Below are 20962 nucleotides of genomic sequence, written 5' to 3' on the forward strand. Positions count from 1 at the left end.
TTTTAACGCCAATTATATAGGCGATTTTTAAATTTTGGGCATTACTTAATAGTATTAAGTTTTAAATAAATGCATAATGAAGAAGAAGTTTTTTAATGCGAAAATCTATCGCAATGATGAAGCCACGGAAATGATTGTAGAAAATGGTAAAATCAACCAAATCGGGAAAAATCTACCTAAATGTGATGAAGAAATTGATTTAGGCGGGAAGCTTGTTTTACCTCCTTATGTAGATCCGCATTTGCACTTGGACTACGTTTATACCTTATCGGAACTAGGACAGGATGGCGCTGGCTCGGGAACCTTGTTCGAAGCGATTGAGTTGTGGCCAAAGTTTAAAGAAACTTTGACTGTTGAAAGTGTGAAAAAGCTTGCGATAAAAGGAATTCACGATGAGGTTTCCCAGGGTGTGCAGCACATACGTACGCATATAGACATTACCGACCCAAATTTCACAGCCTTAAAGGCGATGCTTGAAATGAAAGAAGACTTAAAAGACACGGTTGATATTCAAATTGTGGCTTTTCCGCAGCAAGGAATGTACACGTATAAAGGCGGAGTAGAATTAGTAGAAGAAGCATTGAAAATGGGAGCTGACGTTGTTGGTGGCATTCCACATTACGAACCAGCTCGCGAATTTGGAGAGAAATCTGTTCACGATATAGTTAATCTCGGACTGAAATACGATAAAATGATTGATGTTCACTGTGATGAAACAGACGATCCAAACTCTCGTTTTTTAGAGCTTTTAAATGCGCTTGTTCTTATGGAAGATTACGGCACTAAAACTATCGCGAGTCACACCTGTTCCTTTGGTTCGGCAGATAACTCATATGCTTTTAGAATGATGGATCTGTTCCAAAAAAGTAAATTAAACTTTATTGCTTGTCCTACCGAAAACGCTTATTTACAAGGTCGTCAAGATACTTACCCAAAACGTCGTGGATTAACCAGAGTAAAAGAATTTCTAGAATTAGGAATTAATGTAGCCTTCGCACAAGATTCCATAAACGACCCTTGGTATCCAATGGGGAATGGAAATATGATGAACATTCTAGACAACGGAATTCACCTCGCACAAACCATGTCGCCAGAAGAGATAAAAACAGTTTTTGATTTAATTACCTACAATGGAGCCCGTTGTATGAATATTCAAGATAGTTATGGTCTAGAAGTAGGAAAAGCAGCCAATTTTATTGTACTTAACGAATCTACAGTGTATGAAGCGATAAGAAAAAGAGTAGACGTATTGGCTTCAGTTCGAAATGGTGAATTTTTATTCCGTCGCAAGGAGGTAGAATACGACGTGCCTTTAAAACTTTAAACTTATCTTGTAAACTTCTTTTAGAATAGGCTTTATAATTTCAAACCACTAATTTCTCAAAGGTTTTATGGATGGATTTGTTGAATTATCAGAATACATTTTTCGCATAGGCACTGCATTTTTATTAGGTGGAATTATTGGTTTTGAAAGACAGTGGCAACAAAAAAACGCAGGTTTACGCACCAATACTTTAGTGGCGATTGGCGCTGCTTCGTATGTATTGCTATCAATAGACTTATTTAGCCTAGCAGGGGGAGATCCCGGAAGAGTAACGGCGCAAATTGTTACGGGTATTGGTTTTATTGGAGCTGGGGTTATAATGAAAGACGGATTTAATGTAAGAGGACTTAATACCGCAGCTACAATTTGGTGTTCCGCAGCAGTAGGAACACTAGCCGGAATGGGACTTTTTGTAGAATCATTAATTACTACTGTCGCCGTAGTTTTATCTCACTTAATTTTAAGACCTATAAGTGTTCGTTTATCCAAGATTTCAGCTTATAAAAAAACCAAAGTAAAAGAAACTTACTACCAGGTTTCTATCCAATGTTCTATGAGTATGGAAGCAGACGTTCGATTTTGGTTATTAAGCCATATTGAAACTAACGATCAATTATTGGTACGCTCTATTAACAGAAAAACTTTAGAATCTAATACGGAAGAAGTAGTCATTCAAATAGAAGTGGCTACCATTGGCGAACAAGAAAACTTATTAGAAAAATTGGTTACAGATCTTACTATGGAACTCGAAGTAACTCGAGCAGGCTGGAAATTGGTAGGACGAGAAACAGAGTATTAGCCCCAACTCATTCTATTGAATTATTTGTGTATTTCACAGAATTAAAAATAAAACTATGAGCAAACAAAATATTGCGGAAAAAACTAAGAGCGTCTTTCCTTGGTTGCTAATGATTTTAATGTCGTCGGTAACCTTTGTGGGAATTCTCTCTGAACTAATGCCTTCTGGGGTTTTACCTCTTATGATGGACGATTTAAACATCAACGAAGTTCAGACGGGGAATTTAGTTGGGTATTATGCCATTGCTTCGGCTATTTTCGCAATTCCACTTATTTCCTTGACGATGCATTTCAACAGGAAATATTTATTACTCCTTTTGTTGGGAGGTTTTGCTATTTCAAATATTATATCAGGACTCGTTTACAATTATACCATCATCATTATTCTAAGAGTTATTGGTGGTATTTGTGCGGGAGTTATGTGGCCAATGATTGCTGCTTATGGAATGCGGTTGGTTGATGAAAAGCATCATGGAAAGGCGATTGCAGTTATTATGGCAGGAACAACCTTGGGAATTAGCGTGGGAATGCCGATAATGACGACTATTGGGAATGACTACGGCTGGAGAACAGAATTTATAGGTCTTGGTGCATTTATCCTTGTTATTGCTGTAATTAGCTTTTTTGCGTTGCCTTCAACTCCAGGAGAAAAACTGACTAAAAGCTCCTCTCCATTTGCATTACTAAAAATACCTGAAGTTTTAATTATACTATTACTTACTTTACTCGGTGTAATTGCACATTATGGTGTTTATGTGTATATCACAAGTCTTGTGGATGAAATTCAGCTAGCAGGTGGTGTGGAAATGGCGCTGTTATTTTTTGGAATTGGTTCGCTAATTTCAGTTTTGATAGCTATAAAATACACCGATAAATATTTAAGACTACTAACTATAGCAATGTTTGGTTTGATTATTATATCAATGGTTATTTTCCTAATGTTCGGAGGCACAACAGGTATAGGACATTTCGCTTTCTTTTTATGGGGAGTTTCCTTTGGTCCATTAGTGACGTTATTACAAGCTGCGGTAAGCAGGCAAGTAGAAACTGCAAAAGATGTAGCTACATCGGTTCAGTCTTCGGTTTTCAACTTATCAATTATGATTGCATCATCTGCTGCCGGCCTATTATTGGGAATTTACTCTCCGATGAGTTTGGTTTATCTTGCAATTGCACTTTCCATACCCGGAATTATTATTTCAGTATTTGCTAAAAAAACATTAAGTTGATTTGATTATCCGTGTACAGACTGCCTATATTGAATTCCCCATTTTGCCAATTCGTTAATTAGTGGCGCAAGTGTTGCACCATATTCTGTTATAGCATATTCCACGGTTATAGGCTTTGTATCTAAAACTGTTCGACTAACTAAATGATTCATTTCAAGATCTTGAAGTTCTTTGGAAAGCATTTTAGATCCTATCCCATCTATTTCTCTCATTAAATCCATAAACCCAAGTTTGCTACCCTCTATTAGCGTTCCCAGAATGTGAAACTTCCATTTCCCAGATAAGATGCTCATGGTATCACTTATAGCTTGCATCCTAACCTGACATACAGGGGTGTCGTTTATTTTTGCTTTCTTTTTCATTCTATTTTAAATATTAGACAATTACAACTTAAATGCAACTAGGTAGTTTCCTACAGGAAAATACTTCCCAGAAGGAAACGCATATCAAATATATACTTAATAACTTCGATACTTTATTATAATTATTAGAGAGGTAATAAATAATATCAATTAAGTTAGTTTCAAAAAACATGATCAAATGAAAAAACACGAGTTTCAAATAATTATGTTTCTAAGTAGTTAACTATCCAATAAATCTAAAAACATCAGACTTCCAGTGGTTATCCTACACAGCATATAATTTCTAATCACATTAAAAGCCAATTTAAATTGCTGTATAGCATTTTCCCATTTATGGTGGAGCATCGGTATTATACAACCTCATATATTATTTGACAACTTCTACACTGACCATGTTTACGGAATTTGTGGGTAAAGTCATGATTTGCTCGAACTTAGTTAACATTTTGATAATGTTTAAAGGCATTAATCCAACTAAATTATATTTGTATATCTTATATAGTTTAAAAGATAGCTGCGAAATTATAATGATGAATAATTTATTAGAGACGATTAAAAATACACCTTTAGTTAAATTCGAAAATTTAAGTAAAGCTAATTCCATTTCAATATACGGTAAACTAGAATACCTAAATGCAGGAAAAAGTCTCAAATCTCGCACCTCCAAGAACATGATAGATTGGGCGCTTGAAAATAAATTGTTAAAACAAGGTGACACTGTTATTGAATCTAGCTCTGGAAATATGGCCATTGGGCTAGCTCAATTATGCACTTACTATGGTTTAAACTTAATTGTAGTGGTAGATCCTAATGCAAAACAAAGCACTCTCGATATTTTAAAAGTTTACGGCGCTACCATTGAGAAGGTTAAAAAACCCCACAGAACTGACGGTTTTTTAGGTGCACGACTGGAGCGTGTTCAACAATTAATAGATATCACTCCCAATTCCTACTGGCCTAATCAATATAAGAATAAACAAAACCCTAAAACTTATTACGCAACAGCAAAAGAAATATTTAAGGAATTTAACGAGGCGCCCGATTATATATTTTTATCGGTAAGCACTTGTGGTACATTAATGGGTTTTGCAAACTATATCGAGGAAAATAAACTACCAACCAAAGTCATTGCTGTAGATGCTAAAGGAAGTGTATTATTTGGGAAAAAACCGGAGAAGAGGATAATCGCTGGCCATGGTGCCAGTATTCCATCATCATTTTTGGATACCCAGCTTATACATGATAACGTACAAGTAACCGATTTAGACTGTATAAAAGGGTGTTGGAAACTTCTTCACAATGAGGCCATCCTTGCAGGAGGCTCGACAGGCGGAACGTTAATAGCTATAGAAAATTACGCCGATAAACTTCCAAAAAATTCTAAATGCGTTATGCTTGTAGCAGATGATGGTGAGCGCTATATAGATAGTATTTATAACAAAGAATGGATTGAGAAACAATTCTCATTGAGTCCTGAAAAAATTAAAGCTTTAACTTCCAAATGGCAGAAATAAATCCTGTTAATATTGCCATAGTAGGATTTGGACCGAAAGGATTTTATGCTCTAGAGCGATTGCTTGCTTCTATTTGTAGTTTTGAAATTACACGTACCGTAAAAATACATGTGTTTAACAGCTCAAATAGTTATGCCGCAGGTGATGTTTATAATACGCACCAAGCTGAGTATTTAATAATGAATTTCCCAAACCATAAAATCGATATCTGGAACAGACAGCAACCTCCTTACATAGTTAAAGAAGCTTTAAATTTTACATCTTGGTTAGCAAAATATCGTCCAAAAACGCTTAAATCCTTTTATGCTCCTCGAAAAATAGTGGGCGAATACCTTATAGATGGGTATAAACAGTTAAAAAAATCTATTCCTTCAAATATCGAGATTATTGAAATTGAAGATGTTGTAACAGCCATCGATATTGAAAATGACGCCTTGAGGATTACCACTAAAAATCATGGGGTTTTCGATACCCTTTTTTTTAGTATTATGTGCACCACAGGTCATTTAGGTGCCGGGGCTTCCTTTAACGAGAATGCTAAAACCGCTACGGAAGTGCCCTTTGTCTATCCGCTAAACGAAAAACTTGATCATTTATCAAAAGAAAAAATGATAGGTATTCAAGGTTTAGGCCTCACATTTATCGATACCCTACTTTATTTAACCGAAGGTCAAGGTGGAAAATTCTCATGTGAAAATGATGCTTTAATTTATCAACCTTCAGAAAATTTTAAAACTAAAATATACGCATTTTCAAGAACTGGTATTCCTAGTGTTCCAAGAGTGCCTAATGAAGATAGAAAGAAAACACCAAAATATTTTACAATTGAAAATATATCTACAAAAAAGCCAATTAATTTTGAGAAACAGTTATTGCCCTTAATTAAACAAGAATACTGTTACAACTACTATCAAACACTCTTTAATATTTATGATTGGGAGTTGAAATTCTACACAGACTTTAAAAAAGTTGAAACACAAATTGATAGCTTTCATAAAGAATTTCCTTCTGAAAATAGATTTAGTTGGAACTTAGTAGAGAACCCTTACAACGGCACTGAGGTAAATCATCAAACTTTTCTAGCATTGTGTAGGTTTTTTATAGATGAATGTGAAAAAGGTATCACAAATAGTGCTTATCTTAATGCTCTAGGAACGTGGCGAAGTATTAGCAATTTATTTAATGAAATATATAGTTTTGGTGGTCTTGACGGAGAATCTCATAAACTTTTCGATAGTTATTACTTCAATTTGTTTAACCGAACATCATATGGACCTCCTTTATCAAATTTTAAAAAAATGTATGCTATTGCCTCTACCGGCTTGCTAGATTTAACCTTTGGCGCAAATCCTACAGTTGAAAAATCAACTGAGAGTTTTCTACTATCTAAAGGACAGAAAGAGACGAGAATCGACTATTTGATAAACGCCAGGATTCCTCGAAAAAGTTGTCGAGAAAACACTATGTTTGAAAGTTTAATCGAAAATAATATTGGTAGAGAATTTATTAATGAAGATTATAGAACGGGGACAATTCATATAGATAATATTGGAAAAGTGGTAAATTCAAAAAACATCAATATTTTCTTATATGGCACGCCCACTGAAGGAATTACCTTTGATAATGACACTCTTAATACAACTCGAAATAATTTTGCCTCAACTTGGGCTAATGCCCTTTGTAAAACTTTAAGATAATGAATGTATATAAAGCCAATAAAACTTTACCTCTCGAACCAGTTACCTCACAATGGATGCACGATCTATTTGCTCAAAGCGATTTAATGCACCAATTATTAGATAAGTATGACTCTCCCATTAACATACTTAACATTACATCATTTAAAACTAACATTAAGGCTTATAAAAATCTCTTTAAAAACTATCATATTGATGGACAGATTTATTTCGCCCGTAAGGCTAATAAAACTGCAACCTTAATAAACTCAGCCTTGCAAGAAAATATTGGCATTGATACCGCTAGTTACAATGAATTAAATCAAGCAATTGAAAGAGGGGGCAAAGGGAAAAGTTTGGTATTAACCTCAGCAATCAAAACCCCTAATCAACTTAAGTTAGCACTAGCTCACGAGGTACCTGTTATCTTAGACAATCAAGATGAGTTTAATTTATATAATAAAATTGCAAGTTCAGCTGGGAAGACTGCACATATAGGCGTTCGAATAAGTGGATTCAGGGTTAACGGGCAAAAACTTTACAGTCGATTCGGGATTGATATTGATTCGATTAAAGATTTTATCAATGATAATTTTATAAATAATGAAAAATTTCCAAACCTTAGAATCTATGGATTACATTTCCATCTAAACGGATATTCTACCATTGAAAGAAGTCAGGCATTATTGCAAACCATAGAAATTGCTAAATATTTGAGAGCGAATTCTTTCCCGATAAAATTTATTGATATAGGTGGCGGAATTACCATGAATTACCTAAAAGATGAAACGCAATTAGAAGCATTTAAAACTGAACTTCAATCTCAAGTAATGCATATCGAGAAGGAGGAACTTACATTTAGACGTAATGGTTTAGGATACAAGAATATAGACGGAAAACTTTCTGGCACCTTAGAAACTTATCCATATTTTAATAAGATACATACAGAAACATTTATCAAGAAAATTTTAGATTTTCAAAATAATGGTGAAACCATTGCTCAATCCTTAAATAAAAACAATCTTCAACTTAGAATTGAACCTGGAAGATCATTATTGCAACAAGTAGGAATCACCGTTGCTAGGGTTAATTATAGGAAAAAAGATAGCGAAGGTCGTAATTTAATAGGATTGGAAATGAATATGTCACAACTCAAGAGTGCGAGTACTGACTTCTTATTAGATCCGTATATAATTTATAGAAATCCTATTAAAAACAACACAGAGTGGAAGAAAGTCTATTTTACAGGGGCTTACTGTTTAGAACAGGATATTATTCTTAAAAAAGTTTCCGAAATTCCTCAAATTCCAGAAATTGGCGACATCGTTGTATTTGTAAATACAGCAGGTTACTTGATGCACTTCTATGAAAGACAAGCACATCTTTTTAACCTATCGAACAACTTAACTTTGGATACTATGGAAACAGAGTGCCTTGAAATTTCAGATTTTAAATTGGATTAAAGCTATTTACCTAAGGCGTACATTATACCAACTAATTTTCATAGATTTTTATAAGAATAGTTTTCTTTATTCACCTACCATCTTAGAGGCTTATGTCATACCGGTTTTAAATAATCTGTACAAATCAGCATATGGTTTGTATTTTTTTAGTCGTTCTATTTCAAGGATATGAGTGCTACATTCAAGATAGTTTTGAACACCTTCACGATATTCTACTGATTATTTTTTCAAGGAATAAAATAAGGTAGTTTCATACAGGAAAGCACTTCCCAAAAGGAAACCCATATCAAACATACACTTAAATAACAGTATATTTGTATTCAAACTTGAAAACATAACACCTTAAACCTGAAACAAATAGAGCTACAGTAAATGTATTCAAGTAAATAGATAATAATTTAAAAACAATATCATGAACAACGATAAAATAAAAAATAATCCACTGCTTTGCGATCCAAAAACAGGAATTTGCGAAATGCCAGGCGAAGATATGCAAGATTCAACAGTAGAAAAAGCTCAAGCCACAGTTAAATCAGTTAAGCTAGTTTACTTCACCGACCCTATTTGTTCTTCTTGTTGGGGAATTGAACCTCAGTTGAGAAAACTGAAGTTAGAGTATGGAGCCCATATCGAAATTGAATACAGAATGGGTGGTCTTTTACCAGATTGGAGTTACAATAGTGGAGGTATAGGAAAACCATCTGATGTTGCTTCACATTGGGATGAAGTTAGCGTCTATTACGATATGCCAATTGACGGAGATTTATGGTTAGAAGACCCCTTAGATTCATCATACCCACCTTCTATTGCCTATAAGGCAGCACAAATGCAAGATAAAGAGAAAGCCAATTTATTTATGCGCGAAATTCGTGAAATGGTTTTCTTACAAAAGAAAAATATTGCGAAATGGGAACATTTAGCAACTGCTGCCAGAAATGTTGGTCTTGATGTTGCGCAGTTAAAATCGGATTTTGAAGGAAGGGCAAAAACATTATTTCAAGACGATTTAAAAACTGCAAGAGAATACGGTGTTAGAGGATTTCCTACAATTTTCGTAGTCGACAACGACGGGAATAAAGAAACCGTTTACGGCGCTAGACCTTATGCGTTTTATGAAATGGCAATTTTGAAAACGAATCCAAATATCTTGAAAAGCGAATACAGTAAAAATTGGGAATCACTTTTTGCTACCTACCCTACTCTTACAGCTAAGGAGTTTTCTGAATTATCAGGTACGCCTAGAGAGGAAAGTGAAAACGTATTGAACGAACTAACAGCCAAAGGTTCTTTAGAAAAACTATCGACTAAAAATGGTTCTATTTGGAAAATAAAATAGCCTAAGTTTAGAAAGTATAATTGTAATTAAAAGGGTAGGCTTTACACATAGCTTATCCTTTTTTTGTAGAAAGTTTAATTTAAAACTATATATTAAAAAACAACCCAAATCTAATAATCACACACCTTAAAATAACCCGCTCAAAATGGTTGATATTTTATGGAATCAATAATACATTAGTAGGTGTCGATGATATAGAATAAGACTCTTTCTGAAATATTTTTATATACAATTGCAAAACGGCAATTTTTCTTTAAGTTTACGCCCTGTTAACAAAAAACTCTATTTTACAATGTTTAAAAAATTACCTACAAAAAGACTTTTAAGTCTTCTAATGATTACACTTTTTTCAGGAGTGACTTTGCAGGCAAGTACTGCAATCAACCAAGGCAATCCACTAAATGACATACCTTGTGATGAGAAAATCGTGATAGAATGCGATACCGAATATACTGCGGACTTGGTTCCAAATGCGGGATATTGGACAAATTATTCAAACGTTCCTTATAACTATACTGGATCGGAGCAAGTATTTGAATTTACAGCTACAGCTTCGGGTCTTCACATAATGGATTTAGATCAAGGTGCAGGCGATGCAGATTTTATGATTATGAATGCCTGTGGCAATATGGCCGGGAATATCACTGGTTTTTATTGGACAGGAGAGCACTCGGAATATATAGAATTAGTTGAAGGTACTACTTATTATATTATTGCCGATTTGTATGAAACAAGCGGACCGACTACTGTAAGTATAAAGGTAAATTGTATGGGCGATGTGGTTGTGCCTGAACCAGATTTTGATTGCTTTCAAGGCTTAGGGAATGCTCCAAGCGTTGATGCTGCATTTAATTTAGATCCACTCAATCCAAACACATTTGTAGCCAACGATTTTACAGTTGAAGCTAATACTACTTTTGCACTTCAACAAATCTCACTTAGTACAAATCAAGTTCAGGTTCCAGATCACGGTGTTTTCAATATTAGAGCAAATAATAATGGAATACCAGGAGAGGTACTTGAGGTAATTGAGGCTGATGTAACATCTGCTATAGCTTACGCAGCATTATACGACGAGCCTGTGTATCACGTTGTATTTGACCTTACTGAAACTGTTCTTTTTACGGAAGGAGTTTATTGGCTAGAACCAAAAATTACTACTCCAGAGCCTTCTACTGTGTGGTGGGCAGCTACAGAAAACGGCACAGATGGTGCAATTACTATGTTGTCTGAAGATGGAGGTGCTACGTGGATGCCATTAGAAGCAGAATCTATATTTTTCGTTGCAGGAGAATGTGAAACCTTAGGCGTTTCTGATTTCACATCAGTTGACTTTGATTTTTACCCAAATCCAGTAAACGACGTGCTGACTATTCAATCACAGAAAACTGTAGACTCGATTGAGGTTTATAATATAATGGGGCAGATGATCCTAAATTCAAGCACAATTTCAAATGGAAAAATTGATTTAAGCACTCTAAAATCAGGTATCTATTTAGTGAAAGCAACTTTTGAAGGCGGACTTACTGAAACCCTAAAAATTGTAAAAAAATAATAGAAATAAATTAGATTTCTTAAAGCTTAAAAGCCGTCTCACTTTTTTAAATGAGACGGCTTTTTTGTTTGCTATACACGTTTATTCACATTTAAGATTAAAGGCATAGACTGCATAAATTTGGAGAATACTGTAAGTTGCAACCAATAATTCTTACCGAAGAACCATTCAATTTTAGGTAAAGGTTGGAAATTGAAGTAATTTCAACTTATCGATACAAGTCAATCGCAGTATTTAAAAGCGCTACAACTTCGGCCGGCAACTCTATTTGATTTTCTTTAATTTCTACGTCTGTCTTATAAAGTGGGAGCTGAGTTTCAATCTTAGCTTTCATTGTTTGAAGCGATTGTAATAATGATGTCATTGCGTGTGCCCCTCTAGGTTCATAAGGTGTAAATGTTATGGGAAGAACATTCTTTTGTGCAAATTCCCCAGAAGCTGTACACCATTCAATTAAGTTTTTTAATACTGCAGGGATGTTATGTGTGTATTCAGGAGTAGCAATAATTATCAATTCAGCAGCATCAATTTTTTGTTTCAATTCAAGGATATTTTTAGGAATGCCCGCTGTTAATCTGGAAGGACTAAACAAATCAAAATCTTGTAGACCCTCAAAAACCTGCATTTCGTCCTTATCCTGCCGCAATCGCTGAACTGCTTTTAAAAGATGATAGTTACTGCTAAATATGCTTGCAGAAGCAGATATTCCTAAAATTCGCATGGATTTTACTTTTAGTCAGTACAAATTACAAAAATATATGCTGTTGAGACTATGTTGCCTTTAACCATAAAATGCTATAACAACTCTCGCTTCTACTTTTATAATTATTAGCATAACATTTTAGTATAAAGTAGATTAAAACAAAAAGCTTCCCTACTTTCGTAGAGAAGCTGTAGTTACTGACTCTTCGAGTCCGCACAATTAAACTAAAACACTTAACTATATAAATAGAAAAAGCTGACTTTTTACAGTCAGCTTTTCATTACGTGCGGGCGGGGAGACTCGAACTCCCACACCTCGCGGCACCAGATCCTAAGTCTGGCGTGTCTACCAATTCCACCACGCCCGCATTTTAATCTTTTACAAAACTTAGGACTCTTTGTAAAAGGAGTGCAAATATAAACAAGATTTTGGTTTTTGAAATAAAAATTTTTAAAAATTTTAAATTCTGCTAAAACTTAGTTAAACCTAAACAGCAATTCCCCTATTTAGTACGCTGTTTCAGTGGTGTTTTGTACTTTAGCAATTCTTCAAAAATAAAATAATGAAAAGCGCAAAATCCTACATTGAACAAAATAAAGATCGATTTTTAGACGAATTAATCGAGCTTTTAAAAATACCATCAATTAGTGCAGACCCTGCCTACAAAAATGATGTGCTAAAAACAGCTGAAGCCGTTAAAGTGCAACTTGAAAAAGCTGGCTGTGACTCAGTTGAAATCTGCGAAACTCCAGGATATCCGATTGTTTATGGCGAAAAAATTATCGATAAAAACTTACCAACTGTTTTAGTATATGGTCATTATGATGTGCAACCACCAGACCCGTTGGAGCTATGGACAAGTCCGCCATTTGAACCAGTTATTAAAGAAACTGAGCTTCATCCTGAAGGTGCAATATTTGCTCGAGGAAGTTGTGACGATAAAGGACAGATGTATATGCATGTAAAAGCGTTGGAATATATGACAGAAACCAACCAATTGCCGTGCAATGTTAAGTTTATGATTGAAGGTGAAGAAGAAGTTGGAAGTGAAAGTTTAGGATGGTTTATTAGCCGAAACCGCGAAAAACTTGCCAACGACGTAATCTTAATTAGCGACACTGGGATGATATCTAAAGATACACCTTCTATTACTACCGGACTTCGAGGCTTGAGTTATGTTGAAGTAGAAGTTACAGGTCCTAATCGTGATCTTCATAGCGGTCTTTACGGAGGAGCTGTGGCAAATCCTATAAACATCTTAGCTAAGATGATTGCATCCCTTCACGACGAGAACAACCACATTACTATTCCAGGATTTTATGATGATGTGGAAGAACTCTCAAAGGATGAACGCGAGAAAATGGCAGAGGCACCTTTCGACCTAAAAGATTATGAAAAAGCTTTAGACATCGATTCTGTTTATGGTGAAAAAGGCTACTCAACTAATGAAAGAAATTCTATACGTCCAACCTTAGATGTAAATGGAATTTGGGGTGGATATATAGGCGAAGGAGCAAAAACTGTAATTGCAAGTCAAGCCTTTGCTAAAATAAGCATGCGTTTAGTACCTGATCAAAACTGGGAGAAAATCACCGAACTTTTCAAAAACCATTTTGAAAGTATCGCTCCAAAAGGTGTACGCGTAAAAGTTAAACCTCATCACGGAGGAACAGCTTATGTTACACCTATAGATAGTTTAGGCTATAGAGCTGCAGAAAAAGCTTACGAAGAAACATTTGGAAAAACACCAATTCCTCAACGCAGTGGTGGAAGTATTCCAATTGTAGCTTTGTTTGAAAAAGAGTTGAAGAGTAAAACAATTTTAATGGGCTTTGGCTTAGATAGCGATGCAATCCACTCTCCAAATGAGCACTTTGGCGTTTGGAATTATTTAAAAGGAATTGAAACTATTCCTCAGTTTTACCATTATTTTACTGAAATGAGTAAATAATTAAATATTAAAAATATATTCTAGACCTGACGAGTTTCAGAAACCTGTCAGGTCTAATTATTTATTTACACTTCTCGAAAAACGAATACAACACCTAGTAAATCCATCTTAGCTTTACGCATAAATCCGTAAAAATCAACACACTACTTTCAATAAATTGATATTTCCAACCTACATATTTTAAGATAAAAAATATTATTTCCTTATCTTTAGGAATAGATTTCTAAAGAGATCCACTAAATTGTGAAACGTAAAAACAGTTTTTGGAATGAGTTAAAGCGACGTAATGTAATAAAAGGTGCTATTTCCTATATAGTAGTGGCTTGGTTACTTTTACGTATAGCTGTACTATTGGGTGATATTATGGAAATGCCCTTATGGATTTCAAAAAGTCTATTTTATTTACTTTTGGTATGTTTTCCTCTATATCTTATTGGTTCTTGGATATATGAATTTACTCCATCGGGTTTAAAACGCACTAGCCAAGTTTCAGAATCGGCTTCCATTCGCAGAAAAACTGGGAAGCGACTTAACAAAATCATCATCGCTTTTCTAGTAATTTGTTTAGTTGTCTTGGTTATCGACAGATTTGTAATAACCGATAAGGTTTCTGAAAACAATTTTGATATTCCATCCCTTGCTTCTCATTCAAAAACAATTGCTGTACTTCCATTTCAGGACTTTTCTGAAAAAAATGACAATTCGTATTTCGCAGATGGTCTTACTGAAGCACTTCTTAATCTTTTAACACAAGTAGAACCATTAAAAGTCACTTCTCGTACTTCAACATTTTCATTTAAAAACTCAGATTTACAACTTCCAGAGATTGCTCAAAAACTAAATGTAACTTACATTTTAGAAGGCAGTGTTCGCAAATCGGGGAATCTTCTTCGCATTACAGCACAGCTTATCGATGCAAAAAACGACAAGCATTTATGGTCGGAAACTTACGATAGAAAATTAGATAATATTTTTGCAATCCAAGATGAAGTATCTGCAGCAGTAGTTAATGCACTAGAACTTAATTTATTAAAATCAAAACCGCTTCCAAAGTCGATTAAGACCAATCCCGAAGCCTACAAATTATATTTACAAGCGGTACAAGCTTCCCATTTTTCTAGCGATAAACAAAAACTAATTGAAGCAGTAGATTTAGCGAAACAAGCTCTAAGTATAGACAACAATTATATACCAGCTTGGTTACTGCTTTCAAGAGTTTATGAAACTCAAGGAAATAATGGAACACTGGGGTTTGAGCAAGGCTATACGTTAGCCAAAGAAGCAACCAAGAAAGTTTTGGAAATAGACCCGAAAAATGCACTCGCTTATGCTTATTTGGCAGATGATGAATTGAGTTATGATTGGAATTTTGCAAAGGCGAAACACCTAAATGAAATTGCCTTAAAATTAGATGGTTCAAACCCTGAAATTATTAGTCTTACCGCCACGCTTGCTTTGTCTTTAGGCAATGTAGAAAGCGCTGTTCGACTTCAAGAATACTCAGCAAGTTTAGACCCACTTAATCCAGATACACATTATCAATTAATGAATGCATACTACTGTGCAGACCTACTTGATAAGGCAGTGGAGACCGCTAAAACTTGTATTGAATTACAACCAAATCGCTATGCTTTACATTATTATTACGCACGAATTCTGTTACAACAAAATAAATTAGCTGCAGCATTGGAGGCTATTAAAAAAGAAGATGATGAAGGTTGGAGTCTACAGATACATTCCGATATCTACTTTAAACTTGGCGATATAGAAAAGTCTGACGCCTACATGCAAGAGCTTATTTCTAAATATACTAATGACATGGCTTATCAAATTGCCGAAAGCTACGCTTTTAGAAACGATAAGGAAAATGCATTTAAATGGCTAACCAAAGCATATAAAGTTCACGACGTGGGCTTAAATGAAGTGTTGTCTGAGCCCCGTTTCAGAAGCTTACATTCCGATAAGAGATGGCACAAGTTTATTGAAAAAATGGGGTTTCCGAAAATTGAAAAATAAACCAAATGAATCTCAACGATTTTTTTAACGAATTAAAACGTAGGAATGTCTTTAAAGGCACAGTTTCTTATTTAATTTTTTCATGGGTTTTACTTCAGGTCATCTCGATTCTTGGCCCTATAATTAACGCTCCTATTTGGTTTGGGAAAATGATTTTGATTATCCTAATCGTTTTACTTCCTGTTTGGATCTGTATCTCCTGGTTTTTTGAAATCACTACAGACGGTATTAAAAAAACTAAAAATGTCCCGAAGGAAAAGTCCATCACACAAAAAACAGGGCAAAAACTCAACACTTTTATTATCGCATTTTTAGCCATAGCAATAATCTTATTATTTGTAGATAGATTTAGGCTGCGTTCTGAAAATAAAGAAAACGCAATTGCACTCGAGACGAAAGCAGATAAATCGATTGCTGTATTACCATTTTCTGATATGTCGCCAAACCAACAACAAGAGTATTTTGCGGATGGATTGGCTGAAGAAGTGTTAAACTCACTCGCCAAAATAAACGAACTTCAAGTTACGTCACGCACCTCGGCCTTTTCATTTAAAAACAAAAATATAGACCTGCAGGAAATAGCAAGAACCTTAAATGTTTCTTATATTCTAGAAGGCAGCGTACGCACTCAAGACAGTATAATTAGAGTGAATGTAAATCTTGTTGAAACCGATGGCGATAATAATATTTGGTCGCAGACTTGGGAAAAAGAACTTACAAACATTTTTCAAATTCAAAATGAAATAGCCGAAGCAGTTGCAGAAAATCTTCAATTGCGAATTTTAGACAATATAATCCCAAGTGTAACAGAATCAAATACTGATGCGTATGCTTTGTTTTTGGAAGGACGTTATATCTATCAAAATAATTACAATGTCGAGTCTTTGCTAAAATCTGAAAGGCTATTAAAACAATCCTTAGCTATAGATTCTACCTACGCAGCAGCATTGATAACATTAGGTAATATTTATCATTCACAAAACAACTACGGAATTATTGATTATGAAACAGGAAAAAAGTTAACCTACGATGTAGCCGAAAAAGCCATAAAAGCAGACAGTACCTATGCTGAAATCTATGCATTCATGTCTTTACTTTCCTTAGAGTATGAAAATGATATTGGAAAAGCAGGAAAACTTGCACAAAAGGCCTTACAATTAGATCCCAATAACGAAACCGCCTTGCACCGAGCTTCTGAAGTCGCACTTTTACGAGGGAATACAGAAGAAGCCATAGCGATTCACAAAAGAGTAATAAAAATAGATCCTGTAAACGCTTCTAACTATTACAGTTTGGCCAATACTTATTATATGGCTAATAACTTTAAAGAGGCTGAAAAACATATTGAGGAATCCATTAGACTAAATCCAAATCAAGATGTTGCCTATTCGTTGTATGCATTAATATTAATAAACCAGGAGAAGTATAACCAGGCCTTAGAGGTGATAAAAAAAGAACCTTTAGTCGGTTTTAGGTTACATACTGAGGCTATAATTTATCATTTTTTAGGTGATCACGAAAAAACTGAGACAGCCATAATGAAATTGATTGCTGATCATGAAAAGTCCTGGAGCTATCAAATTGCTGCTACCTATGCAGTGCTTGAAAAAGAAGATAAAATGTACTATTGGTTGGAAAAAGCACATGCTAATAAAGATCTTGGGCTAATTGAATTACCAAACGAACCTATGTTTGAAGCTTATAGAAACCAAGCTCGATTTAAAGATTTTATTAAAAAACTTGGGTATAAGTATTAGGAGCTATTTAGTGCTGGCAAGATGGCCTGCAGCATATCAAAAGACCTGATAGGTTTTAGAAACCTGTCAGGTCTAAACTCACAAAATGGGTAGATATAAACTATTAGAGTAATCTATGAGTTTACGAGGTTAGTCTAATGCTATTTTATTTTGGGGAAAATGGGGGACAATGACCTCTTTTTTATACCTACAATGAGGCCTGCGGCAACACCTTGCAGGATAATAAAAAAACACCTGACAGCTCTAATTGTTTATACTTTCTTTACATAGTCTGTGATAATCACAATCTGCTGTCCATCCACCCTACCTTCAATATATTTTTCGTTTTCACGATCTAGGGAAATTCTTCGTACTGCAGTACCCTGTTTGGCAACCATGCTACTTCCCTTAACTTTTAAATCCTTAATTAAGACTACTGAATCTCCTGCTTCTAATACAACTCCATTACTATCACGGTGAATAACGGCATCTGCTTTTGCTTCTGCAACACCAGCTTTTGCCCATTCCTTTACATCATCTTCCATATACATCATATCCAACAAATCTTGGGGCCAACCTTCAGCTCTTAATCTGTTAAGCATACGCCACGCCATTACTTGAACTGCTGGCACTGTGCTCCACATACTATCGTTTAAGCATCTCCAGTGATTTGCATCTACTTTTTCTGGATCTTCAATTTGATTCTTACACGTACTACAGATGTAAACTGAGGCATCGGCTCCACTCATTGGAGAATTAGGCACCTCAAAAACACCGAGGTTTTCTACGTTTCCACATAATTCACATTTGTTTTCGCTTCTTTGTTGTAATTCTTTTTCTAGGCTCATAATGTAAAATAATTAAGTCCGTTGCCAAGGCTTTGGAGATTGATGAGGCAAAGATATATTTTTCGTGAGATTTACCTACCACTAGTTGAATACGTATGACCCAATGAATCCCCATATTAGTCAAAAAGACAAAATTAACTGCTCTACACTTGTAGAATTAAAATAATTGTTCTACATTTGTAGAGTTAATTTTAAAATCTCAATAATGACTCTCTCAAACGCTGAAGAACAATTAATGCAACTCCTCTGGAAAAAGGAGCGTGCTTTTATGAAAGATTTAGTTGAAGCCTATCCTGAGCCAAAACCCGCCACAACTACAGTTGCCACGCTTTTAAAACGCATGCAAGACAAGAAATTTGTAGACTATATTCAGCTGGGGCGGTCGCGCGAGTACTTTCCTTTGGTGAAAAAGAAGGATTATTTTTCAAAACACGTAAATGGGTTGATTAAGAATTTCTTTAATAATAGTCCCACGCAATTTGCTTCATTTTTTACGGAAGAAACCAATCTCTCCAAAAAAGAGCTGGAAGAATTAAAAACTTTAATCGATTCTGAAATTAAAAAGAAGTAATTATGGAACTATTTTTATTAAAATCCGCCACAATTCTCGCCGTACTTTTCGCTTTTTACAAACTGTTTTTAGAAAACACTTCCATTCATAATTTTAAGCGCTTTTATTTATGGGGAAGTTTATTGGCTTCGCTTTTAATTCCACTTATCACTTTTACAACTTACGTTGAAGCTTCACCGATTATTCCAGTGTCTTCGGAAGCGGCGTCACAAATAAATTTCACTCCAGCCGAACAACCTATCCATAATTGGCCGTTTGTTCTTTGGGTGATTTATATGTTGGGGGTTTTGTTTTTCAGTGTGAAATTTTTCAGAAATTTTTTCTGTTTAATTCAAAAAATTAGGAAGAATACGAAGTACAAAAACAACCGTTTCATCAATATTCTTTTAAATGAAAAAGTAATTCCACATACATTTTTCAACTATATTTTTCTGAATAAAAGACAATTTGAGAATCACCAAATTCCTGCGGAAGTAATGCTTCACGAGGAAACGCACGCACGTCAAAAACACAGTTTGGACGTAATTTTTATTGAACTTTTACAAATTGTATTCTGGTTTAATCCGCTGTTTTATTTCATAAAAAAAAGTATTAAACTAAACCACGAATTTTTAGCAGACCGTGCCGTTTTAAACGCAGGTGTAGAAACTTCAAATTATCAAAAAATATTATTGGCGTTTTCATCTCCTGGTAGCTATCGAGATGATTTAACGCCCTCATTAGCACATTCAATCAAATATTTATTAATCAAAAAACGATTTACAATTATGAAAACACATACCTCAAAAAGAGCTGTTGCGTGGCGAAGTATTTTATTGCTACCGTTGCTATCTATACTAATTTATGGGTTTAGCACAAAAGAAGTATTAATAGAACAAGTTGATAACACCGGTGTTTTTGCAAGCGACACCATTGAAGATATTAGGGTTGTAATTGATCAAAACTCAAAATTAACTTTAAACGGAATTCCAGTTAAACTTGAAAACCTCAAGACTGAAATCAACAAACGAAATACACATTTAACAGCTGAGCAAAAGCAAAAATATATTTCTGGCAATGTGGGATTTTATACCGATAAGGATAAAAATTTAGCTGAAAAAATAATAGAAATCTTCTATGCTAGTAATATTAGAAAACTAAGCATGTCTCACTTAAAAAATATGGAAGATGCTAATTTAGACACGAATTTTATAGTTAATTCCTACGCAGGAAAAACGATTGAAGAAGCCGAAGTTTTACACAAAGTATATTTAAAAGATCTTAAAAAAAGTAAAGCTGTAAGAGCTAATGTGAAAAATGATAAAAACAATCCGTGGTCAATTCAAGTTAGAGAACCTTTTGAAAGAGACGTAAACACTGGCAAAATTATTCAACAAAAAGCCACCGAAGCAGAACTCGCCGAATACAACAAACTCGCAATAAAATGCAACGCAGTAACTATTGAAAAACGCATCATTACAAAGAAGGATTTAGAACGTTTGGAAACTATCTACCGCAAAATGAGCGATGCACAAAAGGCCAAGGCGCAACCTTTTCCCGAATGTATTCCGCCACCACCTCCGCCACCGCCAGCTCCAAAAGTAAAGAAAGGTGAGAAAAGCGATATTCCGCCACCGCCTCCCACCCCTAAAGCACCTTCAATAGAAAATGGAAATTTATATACAGCAGTTCAAGCTCCGCCACCACCAAATTCGAATACTGCAGAATACATAAAAGAGCTCGCTAAAAAAGGTGCTACTTTCTATATAGGCCCACATAAGTACAGCGCCGATGAAGCCATTGAATTAGTTACAAAAAACAACGAAGCAACTATAGATGTAAGTAATTATCCAAAAGTTATTTTAGGTGGATGCTAAATTAACTGTCTGGTCGAGTCTTTC

Annotated in this window: 16 protein-coding genes and 1 tRNA gene; 13 read left to right on the forward strand and 4 right to left on the reverse strand. The window is 34.8% G+C overall.

What is annotated here, in order from left to right:
• The first annotated feature begins 76 nt into the window (after positions 1-76).
• The 3 genes from K8344_RS00205 to K8344_RS00215 all read left to right on the forward strand — a co-directional run bounded on the left by K8344_RS00205 (position 77) and on the right by K8344_RS00215 (position 3351).
• On the forward strand, positions 77-1324 hold the full coding sequence (locus K8344_RS00205) for an amidohydrolase family protein (protein WP_237606238.1): 1248 nt from the start codon (positions 77-79) through the stop codon (positions 1322-1324).
• 67 nt (positions 1325-1391) lie between these two features.
• Complete coding sequence (locus K8344_RS00210; protein ID WP_237606240.1) at positions 1392-2123, forward strand: MgtC/SapB family protein; 732 nt, start codon at positions 1392-1394, stop codon at positions 2121-2123.
• Positions 2124-2178: 55 nt separating this feature from the next.
• Entirely contained in the window at positions 2179-3351 is a 1173-nt protein-coding gene (locus tag K8344_RS00215) for an MFS transporter (protein WP_237606241.1), read from the forward strand.
• A gap of 5 nt (positions 3352-3356) precedes the next feature.
• On the opposite strand, the gene K8344_RS00220 is transcribed toward K8344_RS00215, so the two are convergent.
• Entirely contained in the window at positions 3357-3713 is a 357-nt protein-coding gene (locus tag K8344_RS00220; protein ID WP_237606243.1) for a winged helix-turn-helix transcriptional regulator, read from the reverse strand.
• A 452-nt stretch (positions 3714-4165) separates the two neighbouring features.
• Here K8344_RS00220 and sbnA point away from each other — a divergent pair, with 452 nt between their 5' ends.
• From sbnA to K8344_RS00245, 5 genes are all read left to right on the forward strand, one after another.
• Complete coding sequence (gene sbnA / locus K8344_RS00225; RefSeq protein ID WP_237606245.1) at positions 4166-5227, forward strand: 2,3-diaminopropionate biosynthesis protein SbnA; 1062 nt, start codon at positions 4166-4168, stop codon at positions 5225-5227.
• Positions 5215-6924, forward strand: a complete 1710-nt coding sequence (locus tag K8344_RS00230; RefSeq protein WP_237606247.1) for an FAD/NAD(P)-binding protein — start codon at positions 5215-5217, stop codon at positions 6922-6924. Before sbnA ends, K8344_RS00230 begins: the two co-directional genes overlap by 13 nt.
• Positions 6924-8366 carry a type III PLP-dependent enzyme domain-containing protein gene (locus K8344_RS00235; protein ID WP_237606248.1) on the forward strand — a complete coding sequence of 481 codons (1443 nt, stop codon included), beginning with the start codon at positions 6924-6926 and terminating at the stop codon, positions 8364-8366. The genes K8344_RS00230 and K8344_RS00235 overlap by 1 nt, the downstream gene beginning before the upstream one ends.
• Positions 8367-8778: 412 nt before the next feature.
• Entirely contained in the window at positions 8779-9702 is a 924-nt protein-coding gene (locus tag K8344_RS00240; RefSeq protein WP_237606250.1) for a ClpXP adapter SpxH family protein, read from the forward strand.
• A 292-nt stretch (positions 9703-9994) separates the two neighbouring features.
• Positions 9995-11257, forward strand: coding sequence for a T9SS type A sorting domain-containing protein (locus K8344_RS00245; protein WP_237606252.1), 1263 nt, complete (start codon positions 9995-9997; stop codon positions 11255-11257).
• Between the two features lie 208 nt (positions 11258-11465).
• On the opposite strand, the gene K8344_RS00250 is transcribed toward K8344_RS00245, so the two are convergent.
• Together K8344_RS00250 and K8344_RS00255 are read right to left on the reverse strand one after the other, a co-directional pair.
• On the reverse strand, positions 11466-11978 hold the full coding sequence (locus K8344_RS00250; protein ID WP_237606253.1) for an NADPH-dependent FMN reductase: 513 nt from the start codon (positions 11976-11978) through the stop codon (positions 11466-11468).
• A 267-nt stretch (positions 11979-12245) separates the two neighbouring features.
• Positions 12246-12327, reverse strand: a tRNA-Leu gene (locus K8344_RS00255).
• A 195-nt stretch (positions 12328-12522) separates the two neighbouring features.
• Between K8344_RS00255 and K8344_RS00260 the strand changes: the two genes are divergently transcribed.
• From K8344_RS00260 to K8344_RS00270, 3 genes are all read left to right on the forward strand, one after another.
• Complete coding sequence (locus K8344_RS00260) at positions 12523-13911, forward strand: dipeptidase (protein ID WP_237606254.1); 1389 nt, start codon at positions 12523-12525, stop codon at positions 13909-13911.
• Between the two features lie 243 nt (positions 13912-14154).
• Positions 14155-15927 (forward strand): TPR end-of-group domain-containing protein, encoded by a 1773-nt coding sequence (locus K8344_RS00265; protein WP_237606255.1) that lies wholly within the window; start codon positions 14155-14157, stop codon positions 15925-15927.
• A 5-nt stretch (positions 15928-15932) separates the two neighbouring features.
• Positions 15933-17684 carry a tetratricopeptide repeat protein gene (locus tag K8344_RS00270; RefSeq protein WP_237606256.1) on the forward strand — a complete coding sequence of 584 codons (1752 nt, stop codon included), beginning with the start codon at positions 15933-15935 and terminating at the stop codon, positions 17682-17684.
• 251 nt (positions 17685-17935) lie between these two features.
• On the opposite strand, the gene K8344_RS00275 is transcribed toward K8344_RS00270, so the two are convergent.
• Entirely contained in the window at positions 17936-18511 is a 576-nt protein-coding gene (locus K8344_RS00275; RefSeq protein WP_237606257.1) for a PhnA domain-containing protein, read from the reverse strand.
• Positions 18512-18716: 205 nt separating this feature from the next.
• Here K8344_RS00275 and K8344_RS00280 point away from each other — a divergent pair, with 205 nt between their 5' ends.
• Positions 18717-19082 carry a BlaI/MecI/CopY family transcriptional regulator gene (locus K8344_RS00280; RefSeq protein ID WP_237606258.1) on the forward strand — a complete coding sequence of 122 codons (366 nt, stop codon included), beginning with the start codon at positions 18717-18719 and terminating at the stop codon, positions 19080-19082.
• Positions 19083-19084: 2 nt separating this feature from the next.
• Positions 19085-20938, forward strand: coding sequence for a M56 family metallopeptidase (locus K8344_RS00285; RefSeq protein ID WP_237606259.1), 1854 nt, complete (start codon positions 19085-19087; stop codon positions 20936-20938).
• The last annotated feature ends 24 nt before the right edge of the window (positions 20939-20962 follow it).

The organism is Aequorivita xiaoshiensis, assembly GCF_022008395.1.
GTDB lineage: Bacteria > Bacteroidota > Bacteroidia > Flavobacteriales > Flavobacteriaceae > Aequorivita > Aequorivita xiaoshiensis.